Source organism: Burkholderia sp. LS-044, assembly GCF_004803625.1.
In the GTDB taxonomy this organism is placed as follows: Bacteria; Pseudomonadota; Gammaproteobacteria; order Burkholderiales; family Burkholderiaceae; genus Burkholderia; species Burkholderia cepacia.
The window spans coordinates 179484-196587 of the sequence record NZ_SSWO01000003.1; the positions used below are offsets into that span (position 1 = coordinate 179484).

Sequence of the window (17104 nt, forward strand, 5' to 3'; positions counted from 1 at the left end):
CTCGTCGCACTGCCTCCCTGGTGCGAGCGAAAGTTTGGGAGACGTGGCCGAGAGGTCGAAGGCACTCCCCTGCTAAGGGAGCATCTGGGCCAAAACCTGGATCGAGGGTTCGAATCCCTCCGTCTCCGCCAAAAGCGGTGACAAAGCCCCGCAAGTTCTCGGACTTGCGGGGCTTTTTCTTTTTGACTATCAAGTCAACTCACAAGCTTCCTGTGAGCATGAGCACGACGAACGAGCGGTTCACCGGTCGCAGTCGTTCTGATGCCGAGTGAATATTCGCGCGGTGAAGGGTGATCACTCGTCAAGCGGCGATCCGTGTCCGCGTGCGGCATGCTTGAGCCGGACTCGATGATTTCCTGAACCATCTCAAGTCGACTCGAGAAAGTGAGTTCCTTCGGCTGGGTTCCCGGAAGGTTGGGTGTTTGGCGGCTTCCAGTCTTCCAGACTCAGTCCGGATGAACCATCGATACAACCTATTGACGCTTCGCAGCTAACCCGGCGGTATCGTGCGACTGGCGCGAATACGAGCCGGCCTTGCCATGCAAAAACTCAACTGCGCAGCTGCTCGCCCTTGATAAAGGCAATCAGGGCGCGCAGAGCCTGCGAGACATGACGATGGCCGGGATAGTAAAGGCATAGTCCCGGAAAAGGCGGACACCAGTCGTCAAGAACGCGTTCGAGCCGCCGGTCACGCAAGGCCTCGACGACGAGGTGGTCAGGGACGAAAGCGATGCCTATGCCGTCCATGGCAGCGTCGACCATCAGCGGTTGGTCCGTCAAAGTAAGCGGGCCCGAGACATCGATGGTCTCGCTCACGCCGCGTCGCTCGAATTCCCACTGGTAGATCGCGCCGCTCTCGAAGCGAAAGCGAATACAGTCGTGTCGATAAAGATCGTGCGGCGTAGTGGGGCGCCCATGTGCAGCGAAATACGCGGGCGACGCGACTGCTGCGAAACGAACGTTGCCCATGATCGGAACGGCCACCATGTCCTGCGGCACGGCCTCGGCCAGTCGGATGCCCGCGTCGAATCCCGCTGCAACGATGTCACCGAGGCGGCCGTCGCTCACGATGTCGAGATGCACGTCCGGATACGACTTCAGGAAGCTTGCCAGGATGGGACGCAGGATGAGGCGGATGGCGCCTTCGCTTGCATTGATGCGCACGGTTCCGCTGGGAGCCAGGCGGAGATCGTCGACTTCGCGCATCGCTTCGTCAATGATCGAAACCGCCGGCCGGAGTTTGGCTGCCAGACGCTCGCCGGCCTCGGTGAGCGAGGTGCTGCGAGTCGTTCGATTCAGGAGCCGGACGCCCAGACGCCGCTCGAGCGCTTTTACCGAATGACTGACCGCTGACGGCGTGATCTCGAGTTCGGTCGCTGCTGCGCGAAAGCTTCGTCGTGTTGCAACGGCCAGGAACACGGTGAAAGAGAAAAAATCGAAGCTCCTTGATTGGTGAGTAACTCTCATCGTTTCATCAAGCATTGGTGATCTTGTTTTGATACTAGGGGCTCCCTACACTGGGTGCAACTATTTCAGTCAAGGAGCGCCAGATGTCTCGAAAGATATTGATCACGGGTGCCAGCTCAGGTTTTGGGCGTGGTGCGGCAATTGAACTTGCGCGCCTTGGCCACCACGTCGTGGCGACGGCCGAAACGTGGCCGCAGGTTCGCAGCCTGCGTGCGGACGCAGCCGAGGCCGGTGTGGTGCTCGAGGTGATCAAGCTGAATCTGCTCGACGCGATCGACATCGCTCACGCGGGCTCGTTCGATCCCGATGTCCTGGTGCTGAACGCCGGCGTCATGGAAGGCGGATCGATCGTCGACATCCCGATGCAGCGCGTTCGGGAGTCCTTCGAAATCAACGTCTTCGGCCATCTTCAACTGGTACAGGCGATCGTGCCGAAGATGGTGGCACGCAGGTCCGGAAAAGTCGTATGGACCTCGTCGATGGGGGGCATTCTGGTTGTCCCGTTTGTCGGTGCCTATTGCGCGACCAAGCATGCGATCGAGGCCATCGCCGGGTCGATGAAAGCGGAACTCGAACCCTTTGGCGTCAAAGTCGCGACCGTGAATCCGGGCGTTTTCGGTACCGGATTCAACGACACTGGCGCCGAGAGCTACGTGCAGTGGTACGACGCCGATTCCGCCGTTGTGCCGATGCCGGATTTCGGCGACAGCCTGATGAACCAGGCGGACCCCAAGGAGATGATCGACGCCATGGTCGAGATCATTCCGGCCGATACGCATTTGTATCGAACCATGCGCCCCTTTGCGACGATTGATGCTGCGAAGCAGTGGCAAGAGACGGAGTGGACGCAAAATGCCTGAGCTCACGTTGGAGCGGGCGGATCGGATCGTGGCCCAGGGGCGTGCCGCAGCCCAGGACGCGGGACTCAATGCCGTGTTTGCAATTCTGGATGCGGGTGCGCACCTGGTCACTTTCTCGCGGATGGACGGGGCATGGCTTGCGTCGAATGAACTGTCGATTGCAAAGGCCCGGGCTTCGGTGATGTTCCGGGCGCCGAGCGAAGCGCTCAATGTCCCGTGGCAGGCGGGCCAGCCAGTTCCACACTTCGACCACATCCATGCAGGCGGGCTGTTGCTGATGGGAGGAGGAGTGCCTCTCTTGGATGGCGATGGCCAACTGATCGGCGCCCTCGGCGTGTCCGGCGGTACACCCGAGCAAGATGCGGTACTTGCTCGTGCTGCGATTGCCTGAGCGCTGGAGGTGGTGGGCGAGATTCCGATACCTCGGCTATCGCGTCGATCCGCGGCGACACGTCACGGTTTCGTCGTCGGCATGTTGTGGGCGCTGGCCCGCTTGGCGTGCCAGTCGTCCTGTGTATCGCGCGGTTGTGTACTCGCGCAGGAAGAAATATTCACGGCCCGCGTCAAGAATGTATATCTGCGATGCGTAAGGTGAGGGCGCGACAGCCTGCCGCGATGGTGGATGACCCGCGCGCGTTGGAATATTCACTGCGCGCACCGAAAATACACACGCGCCATGCAGGTAGCGGGTGCGCATCCGCCCGCTGTGGTGGCGGCTGGCGCAAGCGACCCCATATTTACTTCGACAGCACGGATGTTGCGCGACCGGTTGTTCGGCCCGCGCTTCGGATCAACCGTCGATTTCGCTCGAATCGAACGTGATTTGCACATCATGGTCCGCAGGCCGGGCCGGTACGACGCGGCGTAACCACACTGTTTGCCAGCGAAGATGATCGTGCGCTTGCAGACCGGCGAATTGAAGTCCATCGGCGTTTGCTTGATCAGCTTGGTGTCCGGACAGGATGCGGACACGTTCGGCAGCTTCTGTTGCGCGGATTCGCTCGCCTGATTCGCGTCCATCCCACGATCTTTCGCGGTGCGCGCCCGCTGAGCAGCGGTGGATGCGCGACGGTTTGCGATCGTATTTTCACGGGCAGCGTCGCTGTTGGCGTTTCGCCGCTTTCGCTGCGGTTGCAGTTTCTGCGGCGTATTCTGCGCGCTTGGCAACCATCATCACGCCGACCATCGGCGCCTGACAGCGGTTGGCGTCGCAAATTGCTCCGGCTCCTTGCCGAGCGGAAAGGTGACTACGTAAAGCACGTTGATGGGTATCGGCTTGCTGTTCTAGTCCTCCCCCACGGGAGCGTGGAGGGTGGGCGGCGCGGCCATTCACTCGATCCGCGTCGAGCAAGGCGAAATGAAATAAAAATGAAAGTTATCCTGTAAGAAATCAGTGCTGCATTCTCGCCGTCTTGTCTGGTGCCAATCAGCTCGTTCCGACCCTCCGGAATGGCAGGCGGATGTCAAAAATGCGGCGCTGCGTCGATTTTTGCAATCTGTCTGATCGATCAATACAAAAAATTACTCATAAAAATCAGTAAGATAAGGTGGGTTGTGAAAATCGATGCTCTGCTGCGATGCAGAAAATAATCAATCGCCTTATGCTGGTTAACCCGATCGCGTTTGAGCGGCGTCAAGCTTCCCCGTGATGCCGCTTTACATTTTGCCAACATTGGCGATTCACGAAATCTTTCTGTCGATTTGATTTCGTTCCTTTCGTCTCGCCTGTCTCCGATGCAGTGCGCGACTTCATCAAGGCCCTGTTGACATGCATGATTTCCCCTTCCTGAGCCTGGCCATCTGGGCTCCGATCCTGTTCGGCGCGTGCCTGCTGCGCGCCGGTTCCGACCATCATCCACGTCGAACGCGGCTGATCGCGCTCGTCGGCGCGCTGGTGGGGCTTGCGGCCGTCGTTCCGCTGGTCGCCGGTTTCGATGCGCACTCGGCCGCGATGCAGTTCGTCGAGAGCCGCAACTGGCTGGCGGCATTCAATTCCGGATGGCGGGTCGGCATCGACGGCGCGTCGCTGTGGCTCGTCGTGCTGACCGCGTTCACGACGCTCGTGGTGGTCGTGGCGTCGTGGGAGTCGGTCACGGTGCGCGTCGCGCAGTACTACGCGTCGTTCCTGATCCTGTCGGGACTGATGGTCGGCGTGTTCGTCGCACAGGACGGGCTGCTGTTCTTCATCTTCTTCGAGGCGACGCTGATCCCGCTTTACCTGCTGATCGGCACATGGGGACGCGAGCGCCGCGTGTACGCGGCCGTGAAGTTCTTCTTCATCTCGTTCGCCGGCTCGCTGTTGCTGCTGATGGCGATGCTGTACCTGTACGCGCAGTCGCACACGTTCGACATGGCCGTGTGGCGCACGCTGCAGCTCGGCTTCGCGCCGCAGTTGCTGGTATTCCTCGGCTTCTTCGCCGCCTTCGCGGTCAAGGTGCCGATGTGGCCGGTCCACACGTGGCTGAGCGACGTCTATACCGACGGCCCGACGGGCGCGGCGCTGATGCTCGCGATGCTCAAGCTCGGCGGCTACGGGTTCCTGCGCTTCGCGCTGCCGGTGACACCCGACGCGAGCCACTTCTTCGCGCCGGCCGTGATCGCGCTGTCGCTGTTCGCGATCGTCTATGCGAGCCTGATCGCGCTCGCCCAGACCGATCTCGGCAAGCTGCTCGCGTATTCGACGGTCGCGCACATGGGGATCGTCACGCTCGGGCTGTTCCTGTTCAACCGGATCGGCGTCGAAGGCGCGATCGTGCAGCTCGTGTCGTACGGCTTCGTCGCGGGCGCGATGCTCTTGTGCGTGAACGTGCTCGTCGACCGCACGAAGCAGCGCGAGATTGCCTCGTACGGCGGCGTCGCGGGCGTGATGCCGCGTTTCGCGACCTTCACGGTGCTGTTCGCGATGGCCAACGTCGGCCTGCCGGGCACGTCGGGCTTCGTCGGCGAGTTCATGGTCATCATGGGCGCGATCCGCTTCAACTTCTGGATCGGCGCGATCGCGGCACTGACGCTGATCCTCAGCGCGTCGTACACGCTGTGGATGCTCAAGCGCGTCGTGTTCGGCAAGGTCGCGAGCCAGCGGATCGCGAAGCTCGCCGACCTGAACCGTCGCGAGATCGTGATGTTCGCGTCGCTCGCCCTGGTCGTGCTGGCGGTCGGCATCGATCCGAAGCCGTTCACCGACGCGATCGATCCGACCGTCGGAAGGCTGATCGAAGACGCGAGCCATTCGAAGCTGCCGGCCGGGGACGGCCCTGCGCAGCCGCAGCCGTCGTACATGGCATCGACGCACGGCTGATCGCGGCACGTCGCGCGAACGGGGCTCATCGCGCGGCGGTGCGGCCGTTGCGTACACATCGATCGCGGTCCGGCGCAGGTAGCGCGGGGCCCGCTTGCGGCTGCGTGAAATTGCCCCGCGACAATGTGTCTCACAACAGATTCTGCAATGATGATTTTCCGCATTAGCTGGTTCTTCATCGCACTCGCGCGACGTATGATTCGGCCACTTTCGTGGATCGAATGCGCATCGGGCATACGCAAACGGATTCAATGACCCTCGGGCGGTGTGATGAAAAGAAGAGCTTCAAAAGGCGGGGTGGCGCTGATGTCGATCGGCGCGGTCCTGAGCCTGTCAGGCTGTAATTTAGATGTACTAAATCCGAAAGGAAGCGTGGGGGCTGCCGAAAAGGCGCTGATCGCGACGTCCACCTGGGCGATGCTGGTCGTCGTCGTGCCGGTGATCCTGCTCACGCTGTGGTTCGCGTGGCGTTACCGCGCATCGAACCGCAATGCCACCTACGCGCCGAACTGGTCGCACTCGACCGCGATCGAGGTCGTGATCTGGACGGTGCCGACGCTGATCATCCTGTTCCTCGGCGTGCTCACGTGGAAGACCACGCACGAGCTCGACCCGTACAAGCCGCTCGAGTCGTCGGTGAAGCCGATCGACGTCGAGGTCGTCGCGCTCGACTGGAAGTGGCTGTTCATCTATCCGGAACTCGGCATCGCGTCGGTGAACCAGCTCGCGATTCCGGTCGGCACGCCGGTGAACTTCCGCATCACGTCGGATTCGGTGATGAACTCGTTCTTCATCCCGCAGCTCGGCGGCCAGGTCTACGCGATGGCCGGCATGCAGACGCGCCTGCACCTGATCGCAGACGAGCCCGGCAACTACGCGGGCACGTCCGCCAACTTCAGCGGCCGCGGCTTCTCCGACATGAAGTTCCGCACGCTCGCCGAGCCGCGCGAACAGTTCGATGCATGGGTGCAGAAGGTGAAGGCCTCGCCCGACCGTCTCGACGCGACCGTGTACGGTACCGTCGCCCAGCCGAGCGAGAAGGCGCCGGTGCGCTACTTCTCGTCGGTCGATCCGCGGCTCTTCCACAACATCATCGCGAAATACAACGATGGCCACGTCCTCGACCTGAAGGACGCCGCCTGCGGCACGAAGGGGTAACGCATGTTCGGCAAACTCACACTTTCGGCGATCCCGTTCGATCAGCCCATCATCATGGGGGCAGGCGCCTTCATGGGGCTGGTCGTGCTGGGCATTCTCGCCGCGCTGACGATCACCGGCCGGTGGAAATGGCTGTGGACGGAATGGCTGACCACGGTCGACCACAAGAGACTCGGCGTGATGTACATCATCGTCGCGCTGATCATGCTGCTGCGCGGCTTCGCCGACGCGATCATGATGCGCATGCAGCTCGCGCTCTCGTACAACGGGCCCGGCTACCTGCCGCCGCACCACTATGACCAGGTCTTCACGGCACACGGCGTGATCATGATCTTCTTCATGGCGATGGTGTTCATGGTCGGCCTGATGAACCTGGTCGTGCCGCTGCAGATCGGCGCGCGAGACGTCGCATTCCCGTTCATCAACTCGCTCTCCTTCTGGATGACGGCCGTCAGCGCGATCCTGATCAACGTGTCGCTCGTGATCGGCGAATTCGCGCAGACGGGCTGGCTCGCGTATCCGCCGCTGTCGGAGCTGCAGTTCAGTCCGGGGGTAGGGGTCGACTACTACCTGTGGGCGCTGCAGATATCGGGCGTCGGCACGCTGCTGACCGGCGTGAACTTCTTCGTGACGATCATCAAGATGCGCGCGCCGGGCATGACGCTGATGAAGATGCCGGTGTTCACGTGGACCGCGCTCTGCACGAACGTGCTGATCATGGCGTCGTTCCCGATCCTGACCGCGACGCTCGCGCTGCTCGGCCTCGACCGTTACCTCGGCATGCACTTCTTCACGAACGAAGCCGGCGGCAACGCGATGCTGTACCTGAACCTGATCTGGGCGTGGGGCCATCCGGAGGTGTACATCCTGATCCTGCCGGCGTTCGGGATCTTCTCGGAAGTCATCGCGACGTTCGCGAAGAAGCCGCTGTTCGGCTACAAGACGATGGTGTACGCGACCTGCGCGATCATGGTGCTGTCGTTCCTCGTGTGGCTGCACCACTTCTTCACGATGGGCTCGGGTGCGAACGTGAACGCGTTCTTCGGCATCATGACGATGATCATCGCGATTCCGACCGGCGTGAAGGTGTTCAACTGGCTGTTCACGATGTATCGCGGCCGGATCGAATTCACGACGCCCGTGCTGTGGACGATCGGCTTCATGGTCACGTTCACGATCGGCGGCATGACCGGCGTGATGATGGCGATTCCGGGTGCGGACTTCGTGCTGCACAACAGCCTGTTCCTGATCGCGCACTTCCACAACGTGATCATCGGCGGCGTGCTGTTCGGTTATCTCGCGGGCTTCAACTACTGGTTCCCGAAGGCATTCGGCTTCAAGCTGAACGAGAAGCTCGGCAAGGCTGCGTTCTGGTTCTGGCAGGTCGGCTTCTACGTCGCGTTCGTGCCGCTCTACGTGCTCGGCTTCATGGGCATGACGCGCCGGCTCAACCACTACGACAACCCGGCCTGGCATCCGTGGCTGCTGGTCGCCGCATTCGGCGCCGTGCTGATCGCGGTCGGCATTGCGTGCCAGTTGCTGCAACTGGTGGTCAGCATCCGCAACCGCAACCTGCCGGCATACCGTGACACGACGGGCGATCCGTGGGGCGGCCGCACGCTGGAGTGGGCGACCTCGTCGCCGCCGGCCGACTACAACTTCGCGGTGATCCCGCAGGTGCGCACGCTCGACGCGTATGCGGACATGAAGGCACGCGGCGAAGGCCGGCCGAACCCGGCGTCGTTCCGCGACATCCACATGCCGTCGAATACCTGCGCGGGCCTCGTGGTGGCGATCTTCAGCCTGGTGCTCGGCTTCGCGCTGGTGTGGCACATCTGGTGGATGGCGATCGGCGGGCTCGTCGGGATCGTCGCGACGCTCGTGATCTACAGCTCGCGCGATAACGACGGTTATTACATCCCTGCGTCGACGGTGCGCAAGACCGAAGACAAGCAGCCGACGCAGCGCGTGGCCGCGCGCGTCGACGACGTGGAACTGGAGGCCAACTGATGTTGCAGAAAACCTTGAGCGCGACCCTGCTCGAGCACGACGACCATCCGCCGTCGCACTCGGTGTTCGGGTTCTGGCTGTACCTGATGACCGACTGCGTGATCTTTGCCGCGCTGTTCGCGACGTTCGCGGTGCTCGGCCAGCAGTATGCGGGCGGGCCGACCGCGAAAGACCTGTTCGACATTCCGGGCGTCGCGGTGGAAACCGCCGCGCTGCTGCTGTCGAGCATCACGTACGGGTTCGCGATGCTCGCCGCGTACAAGCAGCGGCGTGGCGCGCTGCTCGCATGGCTCGCGGTGACGTTCGTGCTCGGTGCGGCGTTTCTCGTGATGGAACTGCGCGAGTTCTCGCACCTGATCGCGGAAGGCGCGGGCCCGCAGCGCAGCGCATTCCTGTCGGCGTTTTTCACGCTGGTCGGCACGCACGGGCTGCACGTGACGGCCGGGCTGCTGTGGATGATCGTGCTCGCCGGGCAGATCGTGTTTCGCGGCGGCGACCTGACCGATCGCGACCTGCGACGCCTGACGTGCCTGAGCCTCTTCTGGCACTTCCTCGACATCGTGTGGATCTGCGTGTTTTCCTTTGTTTATCTCGCGAGCGTGATCTAAATGGCCCATTCGCATTCGTCTCAACTCGAAGAAGGGCACGGCAGTGTCGGCGGCTATGTCGCCGGCTTCATCCTGTCGGTGCTGCTCACGGCCGCGTCGTTCGGCCTCGTGATGGGCGGCGTGCTGTCGCCGCACGCGTCGCTGATCGCGCTTGCCGTGCTCGCGTTCGTGCAGATCGTCGTGCACCTCGTGTACTTCCTGCACATGAACGGCTCGTCGGGCCAGCGCTGGAACGTGATGGCGTTCAGCTACACGGTGCTGACCGCGGCGATCCTGATCGTCGGCACGCTGTGGGTGATGCACAACGTCAGCATGAACATGATGTCGCGCTGAGCGGCATCGCGGCGCGATGCGTCGACCGGAGAAGCGGCACGAAGGTGCCGCTTTTTTTTTCGTCCGCGAGAAGGGCGCTGCGGCCCGCGAGGGCGGTACCGGGGGGGATCGACTGTATGATTCGGCGCGTCCGCACTGCCGGTGCGAACGCCGATCGGCAAAGGCGGAAGGGAGCCTGGGCGCCTCCGTTGGGCCGTCGATTGTTACAAGACGTTAGCGCAAGCTTGCCCTTGCGATGCCGCGCATCAGTTCTTACAAACTTGAAATATGCGGTGGCAACGCTTGCCGTTATAGTCGAATCACACATCAAACAACCCCCAAAGAGGAATCCATGAAGACCTTGCGTATTGCCTCGCTCTTGACCGGTATGACGGCCTTGCTCGTGTCGGGCGCAGCAATGGCGGGAGTCAATGTCGGGATCAATCTCGGCGTTCCGGCACCGGTCTACGTCGCGCCCGCACCTGTGTATGCGCCGCCGCCTCCGCCGCCGGTCGTCTATCAGCCTGCGCCGGTCTATGCGCCGGCACCCGTCTACGCACCGGCGCCCGCTATCGTGATCGGCTGGCATGGCGACCGCTACTGGGACGGCCGTCGCTACTGGGGGCGCGACGAGTGGTACCACCGTCACGGCGGCCGCCCCGGCTGGGATCGCGGTCACGGCCATTGGGACAACGGTCGCCACAACGGCTGGCGTTGATCGGCAGGGCGCACGCGTGATGTGCGCGCAACGTTCGCTGATGAGGAAACCGCCTGCATGGCGGTTTTCTTTTGGCCCGACGGATTGAATGGGTAGAATCGTCCCTCGTTACTACCCTCATTCGACCGACAGGGCCTCTATGACGAAGGGTTCGCCCCGGGCCGCCGCGCGTGTCCGCCGTGCCGTACGGGTTGCCGGCCGCACGGCCGCGGTGTTCGTGTTGCAGGCGGCGCTGGCCGCGACCGCCGCGCACGCGGCCTACGCCATTGCGCAGTACGGCGAGCCGAAGTATCCGTCGGGCTTCAGGCATTTCGACTACGTCAACCCCGACGCGCCGAAGGGCGGCACGCTCGTGCTCGCGAACCCGAACCGGCTGACCTCGTTCGACAAGTTCAACCCGTTTACGATGCGTGGCAATCCCGCGCCGGGCATCGACATGCTGTTCGAGAGCCTCGCGACCGGCAGCTCGGACGAGCCCGCGTCCGCGTACGGGCTGCTCGCCGACGACATCGACATCGCACCGGATCGCCGTTCGGTCACGTTCCACCTGAATCCGCGCGCGCGCTTTTCCAATGGCGACCCGGTCACGGCCAACGACGTCAAGTTCTCGTTCGACACGCTGAAGAGCAAGCTGGCCGCGCCGCAGTTCGGCGCGTATTTCGCGGAAATCACGAAGGCCGTGGTGGTCGATCCCGCCACCGTGCGTTTCGAGTTCCGCAGCGCGAATCGCGAACTGCCGCTGATCGCCGGCGGCGTGCCGGTGTTTTCGCGCAAGTGGGGATTGCGCGCGGACGGCTCGCGCATCCCGTTCGACCAGCTCGCGTTCGAGCAGCCGATCGGCAGCGGCCCGTACCTGATCGAACGTTACGACAACGGCCGGACGATCACTTACCGGCGCAACCCGGCGTACTGGGGGGCCGACCTGCCGGTGCGGGTGGGCACCAACAACTTCGAACGGATCGTCTACAAGCTGTACGGCGATGGCGTTGCGCGGCTCGAAGCGTTCAAGGCCGGCGAATACGATGTGCTCGTCGAGTACATCGCGCGCAACTGGACGCGCCGCGACGTCGGCAAGCGTTTCGACAGCGGCGAGCTCGTCAAGCGCGAATTCCGCCAGCACAACGGCGCCGGCATGCAGGGCTTCTTCATGAACCTGCGCCGGCCGCTGTTTCGCGACGTGCGCGTGCGCCAGGCGCTCGACCTTGCGTTCGACTTCGAATGGCTGAACCGCCAGCTGTTCTACAGCGCCTACACGCGTCTGGACAGCTACTTCGCCGACACCGACCTGCAGGCGACCGGCACGCCCGGCCCCGGCGAGCTGAAGTTGCTGGAGCCGCTGCGCGCGCAGCTCGATCCGGCCGTGTTCGGGCCGATGGTCACGCAGCCGGACACGAATCCGCCGGGCTCGCTGCGCGCGAACCTGCTGAAGGCGCGCACGCTGCTCGCGCAGGCCGGCTGGACCTATCGCGACGGCGCGCTGCGCAATGCGAAGGGCGAGCCGTTCACGTTCGAGATCCTCGACGATTCGGGTGCCGCGATGGAAGGTGTCGTGACGGCCTATCAGCGCAATCTGGCGAAGCTCGGCATCGATGCACGCTTTCGCACGGCCGATTTCGCGCTGCTGCAAAAGCGCCTCGACGCGTTCGACTACGACATGACGACGATCCGCCTGCCGGGCGTGCAGGTGCCGGGTGCCGAGCAATACTCGCGTTACGCCAGCAAGTTCGCCGACGAGCCGGGCTCCGACAACCTCATCGGGCTGAAGTCGCCGGCCGTCGACACGCTGCTGCACGCGCTCGGCACCGCGCAGTCGCGCGACGAATTGCTCGACGCGACGCACGCGCTCGACCGCGTGCTGATGCATGGCTACTACGCGGTCCCGCAGTGGTACAGCACGACGCACCGGATCGCGTACAAGCGCACGCTTGGCTACCCGCAGACGCTGCCGCTGTACTATTCGGCCGAGGGCTGGGTCGTGTCGACCTGGTGGGCGAAGCCCGATCACTGAGCCACGCCGCCCTACGTCCAACCCCGCCTACCGATCGCGAGTCGACGCCCATGTGGAGCTACATCCTCAAACGCCTGCTGCTGATGATCCCGACGCTCATCGGCGTGCTGACGCTTACGTTCGCGGTGATCCAGTTCGTGCCGGGCGGCCCCGTCGAACAGGCCGTGCAGGAATTGCGCAAGGGCGCGACGGAGCAGGGCGCGGTGCCGTTCGGGATGCGCGCACACACCGGCGTCGACGCACAGCAGCTCGCGCAGCTCAAGGCGCTGTACGGTTTCGACAAACCGCCGCTCGAACGCTACTGGCTGATGCTGAAGCGCTTCGCGCGCTTCGATCTCGGCGACAGCTACTTCCGCCACCAGAGCGTGTGGTCGCTGGTCGTGCAGAAGCTGCCCGTGTCGATCAGCATCGGGCTGTGGACGTTCTTCCTGACGTACCTGATCGCGGTGCCGCTCGGCATCGCGAAGGCCGTGCGCAACGGTTCGCCGTTCGACGTCGCGACGAGCCTCGTCGTGCTCGTCGGTTATGCGATTCCGGGCTTCGTGCTCGGCGTGCTGCTGCTCGTGCTGTTCGGCGGCGGCTCGTTCTGGCAGCTTTTCCCGCTGCGTGGGCTCACGTCGGACAACTTTGCCCAGCTGTCGCTCGTCGGCAAGGTGCTCGACTACCTGTGGCACATCGCGCTGCCGATCACGGCGTCGGTCGTCGGCAGCTTCGCGGTCGTCACGATGCTCACGAAGAATGCGTTTCTCGACCAGATCCGCCGGCAATACGTGCTGACCGCGCGTGCGAAGGGGCTCTCCGAGCGCAGCGTGCTGTGGAAGCACGTGTTCCGTAACGCGATGCTGCCGCTGATCGTCGGTTTCCCGGCCGCGTTCATCGGCGCGTTCTTCACGGGCAGCCTGCTGATCGAGACGCTGTTCTCGCTCGACGGCCTCGGGCTGCTGTCGTACGAATCGGTCGTGCGGCGCGACTATCCGGTCGTGCTCGGCACGCTGTACCTGTTCACGCTGATCGGCCTTGCGACCAAGCTGATCTCCGATCTCTGCTATGTGTGGGTCGATCCGCGCATTCAATTCGACACCCTGGAGCGCTGACATGAAACCGTCCGTCTGCATGCCCGGCGTCACCGGGCGAGGTGCGCGATGAACCGGGCCATCGTGTCGTCCCGCATCGACGCGGCGCGCGCCCGCGTGTCGCCGTCTCCCGCGCGCCGCGTATGGCAGCGCTTCAGGCAGCAGCGCCTCGGCTACTGGAGCTTCGTGATCTTTGTCGTCGCGTTCGCCGCGAGCCTCGCGGCGCCGCTGTGGTCGAACGACAAGCCGCTCGTCGTGCGTTACGACGGCCAGACCTATTTCCCGATGTTCCATGCGTATCCGGAGACGACCTTCGGCGGCGATTTCCCGACGCCGGCCGACTATCTCGATCCGTATGTGCGCAAGCGGCTCGAGGCGCCCGGCAACTTCGTCGTCTACCCGCCGAACCATTACTACTACGACACGCTGAACTACTTCTCGAACGTGCCGAACCCCGCGCCGCCGTCGCGCGCGAACTGGCTCGGTACCGACGCGCAGGGGCGCGACCTGCTCGCCCGGCTCGTGTACGGGTTCCGCGTGTCGGTCGAGTTCGGGCTGATCCTGACCGTGATCGGCACGCTGCTCGGGATCGCCGCGGGCGCCGTGCAGGGCTTCTTCGGCGGGCGCATCGACATCGTCGGGCAGCGCCTGATCGAGATCTGGAGTTCGCTGCCCGAGCTGTACCTGCTGATCATCTTCGCGTCGATCTTCGAGCCGAGTTTCCTGCTGCTGATCGTGCTGCTGTCGCTGTTCGGCTGGATCGGGCTCGCCGACTACGTGCGCGCGGAATTCCTGCGCAACCGCACGCAGGACTACGTGCGCGCGGCGCGCGCGATGGGGCTCACGAACTGGCAGATCATCTGGCGCCATGTGCTGCCGAACAGTCTCACGCCGGTGATCACGTTCCTGCCGTTCCGGATGAGCGGCTCGATCCTCGCGCTCACGAGCCTCGATTTCCTCGGGCTCGGCGTGCCGCCGCCGACTCCGAGCCTCGGCGAACTGCTCGCGCAGGGCAAGGGCAACCTCGACGCATGGTGGATCTCGTTGTCGACCTTCGGCGTGCTGGTCACGACGCTGCTGCTGCTGACCTTCATGGGCGACGCGCTGCGCAACGCGCTCGATACGCGGATCGCCGATTCGGTGCGTGCGGCGGGAGGCCAGCGATGAGCGAACCGGTCGTATCGACGCAGCATGAGCCGCTGCTGGCGCTCGAGCATCTGCATGTGCGCTTCGGCGACACGGTCGCGGTGGACGACGTGACGCTCGAGATCGGTCGCGGCGAGCGCGTCGCGCTGGTCGGCGAATCGGGTTCCGGCAAGAGCGTGACCGCGCTGTCGATCCTGCGGCTGCTGCGCGACGCCGACGTGAGCGGCGCGATCCGCTTCGCGGGGCAGGATCTGGCTGGCAAGAGCGAGCGCGAGATGCGCGGGCTGCGCGGCTCGGATATCGCGATGATCTTCCAGGAACCGATGACGGCGCTCAACCCGCTGTATACGATCGGCGTGCAGATCGGCGAGACGATCGTGCTGCACGACGGCGTATCGGCGGTCGAGGCGCGCAAGCGTGCGATCGCTCTGCTTGCGCGCACGGGCATCGCGGAGCCGGAGAAGCGTGTCGACAGCTATCCGCACCAGTTGTCGGGCGGCCAGCGGCAGCGCGCGATGATCGCGATGGCACTCGCCTGCCGGCCGCGCCTGCTGCTGGCCGACGAGCCGACCACCGCGCTCGACGTGACGATCCGCGCGCAGATCGTCGACCTGCTGCTGGAACTGCAGCGCGAGGAAGCGGAAAAGCGCGGGATGGCGATCCTGCTGATCACGCACGACCTGAATCTCGTGCGGCACTTCGCGGACCGCGTCGCGGTGATGGAGCACGGCCGGCTCGTCGAGAGCGGGCCGGTCGAGCGGATCTTCGCGGAACCCGAGCATCCGTATACGCAGCGGCTGCTGAACAGCCGGCCGCAACGCGCGGTCGCGCCGGTGATGCCGATCGCACCCGTCGTGCTCGACGCCCGCCACGTGAGCGTGCAGTTCGCGCGCAAGCGGCCGGGCATCGCGGGCTGGTTCGGCTCGGTACCCGTGACGGCCGTCGCGGATGTGTCGGTGTCGGTGCGGCAGGGCGAGACGCTCGGCATCGTCGGTGAATCGGGATCCGGGAAGTCGACGCTCGCGATGGCGCTGCTCGGCCTGCAAAAGACGGCCGGCGGCACGATCGAATTCCAGGGGCGCGCGCTGTCGACCTATCGCGGCCGCGAACAGACCGCACTGCGCTCGAACATGCAGGTGGTCTTTCAGGATCCGTTCAGTTCGCTTTCCCCGCGTCACACGATCGAGCGGATCGTCGGCGAGGGGCTCGAACTGCATCGCCCGGACATGACGCCCGATGCGCGTCGCGCGAAGTCGCTCGCGGTACTGCGCGAAGTCGGCCTCGACCGCACGGTGCTGCACCGTTATCCGCACGAATTCTCGGGCGGGCAGCGCCAGCGGATCGCGATCGCGCGCGCGCTGGTGCTGGAACCTCGCATCCTGATTCTCGACGAGCCGACGTCCGCGCTCGACGTGTCGATCCAGCAGCAGGTGCTCAAGCTGCTCGCGAATTTGCAACAGAAATACAACCTCGGCTATGTATTCATCAGCCATGACCTGGAGGTGATCGGGGCGATGGCGCATCGCGTCGCGGTGATGCAGGGCGGGGCCGTCGTCGAGTCGGGAGAGGTGGCCGACATCTTCACCAGGCCGTCACATCCTTACACACAAAAGCTGTTGAAAGCGGTCTGGAAAGCGTGATAGGCCGCCAATGGTCTGATCATCTCGATTGTATTTATTAATTTGTTTTGACAAACGATTACGCGCTGGCTAGTATCGACCGAAATTTTCCGCCAATCAGCTGATTTTTAAGCAAATTCCATCGACCAATGCAGCATCGATCCCTGACCCAGGCATGCGCGCGCACCATCGCCGGGCTATTCATCGGCGCCCTGTTCGCAGCAGCACCCGGCGCGTTCGCCGACGAAGTCAGCAGTTTTAACCAGAATGCCATAAATTCGACGCAGAACGCGTCGAATTCCTCCCTCCAGCAGACCAGCGCGCAGCCGTCGGGCGGCGGCGCGAAGTCGTTCCTCGCCGGCATGGCCGGCAAGGCGGGCGACGTGGTCGTCGGCGCGCTGAACATGATCGGCGTGCGCTATCGCTGGGGCGGCAACTCGCCGGATTCGGGCCTCGACTGCAGCGGCTTCGTGCGCTACGTGTTCCAGGACACCCTCGGCATGTCGCTGCCGCGTCGTGCGGAAGAGATGAGCCGCGTCGGCGAGAAGGTGAGCATGAGCAACCTCAAGCCGGGCGATCTCGTGTTCTTCAACACGATGCGCCGCACGTTCTCGCACGTCGGCATCTACATCGGCGACAACAAGTTCGTGCACTCGCCGTCGACGGGCAGCACCATCCGCGTCGACGATCTCGATAGCGGCTACTGGGAAAAGCGTTTCACCGGCGCGCGCCGGCTTGAGTCGGAGTTCCCGATGAAGCCGGAAGATCTGCGTCAGCGCGTGCGCGCGACGATTGGCGACGATTCGGCGAACGGCAACAACTGACGT

16 protein-coding genes and 2 tRNA genes are annotated in these 17104 nt (G+C 63.8%); 14 read left to right on the forward strand and 4 right to left on the reverse strand.

Translation table 11 applies throughout. The features are described from left to right. Positions 1–37: 37 nt before the first annotated feature. Positions 38–131, forward strand: a tRNA-Ser gene (locus E9536_RS09205). A 418-nt stretch (positions 132–549) separates the two neighbouring features. Here E9536_RS09205 and E9536_RS09210 read toward each other — a convergent pair. Next, positions 550–1482 carry a LysR family transcriptional regulator gene (locus E9536_RS09210; protein WP_060311909.1) on the reverse strand — a complete coding sequence of 311 codons (933 nt, stop codon included), beginning with the start codon at positions 1480–1482 and terminating at the stop codon, positions 550–552. A gap of 68 nt (positions 1483–1550) precedes the next feature. On the opposite strand from E9536_RS09210, the gene E9536_RS09215 reads away from it, so the two are divergent. Then, on the forward strand, positions 1551–2327 hold the full coding sequence (locus E9536_RS09215; protein ID WP_060311907.1) for an SDR family oxidoreductase: 777 nt from the start codon (positions 1551–1553) through the stop codon (positions 2325–2327). Continuing rightward, complete coding sequence (locus E9536_RS09220; RefSeq protein ID WP_027787053.1) at positions 2320–2718, forward strand: heme-binding protein; 399 nt, start codon at positions 2320–2322, stop codon at positions 2716–2718. The genes E9536_RS09215 and E9536_RS09220 overlap by 8 nt, the downstream gene beginning before the upstream one ends. Before the next feature lie 254 nt (positions 2719–2972). Here E9536_RS09220 and E9536_RS09225 read toward each other — a convergent pair whose 3' ends face one another. Then, positions 2973–3347, reverse strand: coding sequence for a hypothetical protein (locus tag E9536_RS09225; RefSeq protein ID WP_136469763.1), 375 nt, complete (start codon positions 3345–3347; stop codon positions 2973–2975). 748 nt (positions 3348–4095) lie between these two features. On the opposite strand from E9536_RS09225, the gene E9536_RS09230 reads away from it, so the two are divergent. From E9536_RS09230 to E9536_RS09255, 6 genes are all read left to right on the forward strand, one after another. Next, positions 4096–5625, forward strand: coding sequence for an NADH-quinone oxidoreductase subunit M (locus E9536_RS09230; RefSeq protein ID WP_027787055.1), 1530 nt, complete (start codon positions 4096–4098; stop codon positions 5623–5625). A gap of 270 nt (positions 5626–5895) precedes the next feature. After that, complete coding sequence (gene cyoA, locus E9536_RS09235) at positions 5896–6783, forward strand: ubiquinol oxidase subunit II (RefSeq protein ID WP_136469765.1); 888 nt, start codon at positions 5896–5898, stop codon at positions 6781–6783. Between the two features lie 3 nt (positions 6784–6786). Beyond that, complete coding sequence (gene cyoB / locus E9536_RS09240; RefSeq protein WP_021162481.1) at positions 6787–8793, forward strand: cytochrome o ubiquinol oxidase subunit I; 2007 nt, start codon at positions 6787–6789, stop codon at positions 8791–8793. After that, the gene (gene cyoC / locus E9536_RS09245) at positions 8793–9401 is read left to right on the forward strand and encodes a cytochrome o ubiquinol oxidase subunit III (protein ID WP_021162482.1); all 609 of its coding nucleotides are present in this window, start codon (positions 8793–8795) and stop codon (positions 9399–9401) included. The genes cyoB and cyoC overlap by 1 nt, the downstream gene beginning before the upstream one ends. Further along, positions 9402–9734, forward strand: coding sequence for a cytochrome o ubiquinol oxidase subunit IV (gene cyoD / locus E9536_RS09250; RefSeq protein WP_011352504.1), 333 nt, complete (start codon positions 9402–9404; stop codon positions 9732–9734). A 331-nt stretch (positions 9735–10065) separates the two neighbouring features. Continuing rightward, a complete protein-coding gene (locus E9536_RS09255) occupies positions 10066–10431 on the forward strand; it encodes a hypothetical protein (protein ID WP_027787057.1) in 366 nt (121 codons plus the stop codon). A 315-nt stretch (positions 10432–10746) separates the two neighbouring features. Here the strand turns inward: E9536_RS09255 and E9536_RS41365 are convergent, their stop codons facing one another. After that, positions 10747–10947, reverse strand: a complete 201-nt coding sequence (locus tag E9536_RS41365) for a hypothetical protein (RefSeq protein WP_155637817.1) — start codon at positions 10945–10947, stop codon at positions 10747–10749. 606 nt (positions 10948–11553) lie between these two features. Continuing rightward, a tRNA-Arg gene (locus tag E9536_RS41370) sits at positions 11554–11680 on the reverse strand. A gap of 75 nt (positions 11681–11755) precedes the next feature. Between E9536_RS41370 and E9536_RS41375 the strand changes: the two genes are divergently transcribed. From E9536_RS41375 to E9536_RS09280, 5 genes are all read left to right on the forward strand, one after another. Continuing rightward, on the forward strand, positions 11756–12439 hold the full coding sequence (locus E9536_RS41375; protein WP_148668953.1) for an ABC transporter substrate-binding protein: 684 nt from the start codon (positions 11756–11758) through the stop codon (positions 12437–12439). A gap of 50 nt (positions 12440–12489) precedes the next feature. Next, positions 12490–13533 (forward strand): ABC transporter permease subunit, encoded by a 1044-nt coding sequence (locus tag E9536_RS09265; protein WP_060197069.1) that lies wholly within the window; start codon positions 12490–12492, stop codon positions 13531–13533. Positions 13534–13581: 48 nt separating this feature from the next. Then, positions 13582–14679 (forward strand): ABC transporter permease, encoded by a 1098-nt coding sequence (locus E9536_RS09270; RefSeq protein ID WP_060084336.1) that lies wholly within the window; start codon positions 13582–13584, stop codon positions 14677–14679. Then, positions 14676–16298 (forward strand): dipeptide ABC transporter ATP-binding protein, encoded by a 1623-nt coding sequence (locus E9536_RS09275; protein WP_027787060.1) that lies wholly within the window; start codon positions 14676–14678, stop codon positions 16296–16298. The genes E9536_RS09270 and E9536_RS09275 overlap by 4 nt, the downstream gene beginning before the upstream one ends. A gap of 128 nt (positions 16299–16426) precedes the next feature. Further along, complete coding sequence (locus E9536_RS09280) at positions 16427–17101, forward strand: C40 family peptidase (protein WP_136469769.1); 675 nt, start codon at positions 16427–16429, stop codon at positions 17099–17101. The last annotated feature ends 3 nt before the right edge of the window (positions 17102–17104 follow it).

What these genes read in the sequence shown, in the direction of transcription:
- cyoB (WP_021162481.1), top strand. Translation starts at nt 6,787, where the DNA reads ATGTTCGGCAAACTCACACTTTCGGCGATCCCGTTCGATCAGCCCATC.
- cyoA (WP_136469765.1), top strand. Translation starts at nt 5,896, where the DNA reads ATGAAAAGAAGAGCTTCAAAAGGCGGGGTGGCGCTGATGTCGATCGGC.
- E9536_RS09225 (WP_136469763.1), bottom strand. Translation starts at nt 3,347, where the DNA reads ATGGACGCGAATCAGGCGAGCGAATCCGCGCAACAGAAGCTGCCGAAC.
- cyoD (WP_011352504.1), top strand. Translation starts at nt 9,402, where the DNA reads ATGGCCCATTCGCATTCGTCTCAACTCGAAGAAGGGCACGGCAGTGTC.
- cyoC (WP_021162482.1), top strand. Translation starts at nt 8,793, where the DNA reads ATGTTGCAGAAAACCTTGAGCGCGACCCTGCTCGAGCACGACGACCAT.
- E9536_RS09255 (WP_027787057.1), top strand. Translation starts at nt 10,066, where the DNA reads ATGAAGACCTTGCGTATTGCCTCGCTCTTGACCGGTATGACGGCCTTG.
- E9536_RS09210 (WP_060311909.1), bottom strand. Translation starts at nt 1,482, where the DNA reads ATGCTTGATGAAACGATGAGAGTTACTCACCAATCAAGGAGCTTCGAT.
- E9536_RS09220 (WP_027787053.1), top strand. Translation starts at nt 2,320, where the DNA reads ATGCCTGAGCTCACGTTGGAGCGGGCGGATCGGATCGTGGCCCAGGGG.
- E9536_RS09270 (WP_060084336.1), top strand. Translation starts at nt 13,582, where the DNA reads ATGAACCGGGCCATCGTGTCGTCCCGCATCGACGCGGCGCGCGCCCGC.
- E9536_RS09230 (WP_027787055.1), top strand. Translation starts at nt 4,096, where the DNA reads ATGCATGATTTCCCCTTCCTGAGCCTGGCCATCTGGGCTCCGATCCTG.
- E9536_RS41365 (WP_155637817.1), bottom strand. Translation starts at nt 10,947, where the DNA reads ATGTCGATGTCGTCGGCGAGCAGCCCGTACGCGGACGCGGGCTCGTCC.
- E9536_RS09275 (WP_027787060.1), top strand. Translation starts at nt 14,676, where the DNA reads ATGAGCGAACCGGTCGTATCGACGCAGCATGAGCCGCTGCTGGCGCTC.
- E9536_RS09265 (WP_060197069.1), top strand. Translation starts at nt 12,490, where the DNA reads ATGTGGAGCTACATCCTCAAACGCCTGCTGCTGATGATCCCGACGCTC.
- E9536_RS09280 (WP_136469769.1), top strand. Translation starts at nt 16,427, where the DNA reads ATGCAGCATCGATCCCTGACCCAGGCATGCGCGCGCACCATCGCCGGG.
- E9536_RS09215 (WP_060311907.1), top strand. Translation starts at nt 1,551, where the DNA reads ATGTCTCGAAAGATATTGATCACGGGTGCCAGCTCAGGTTTTGGGCGT.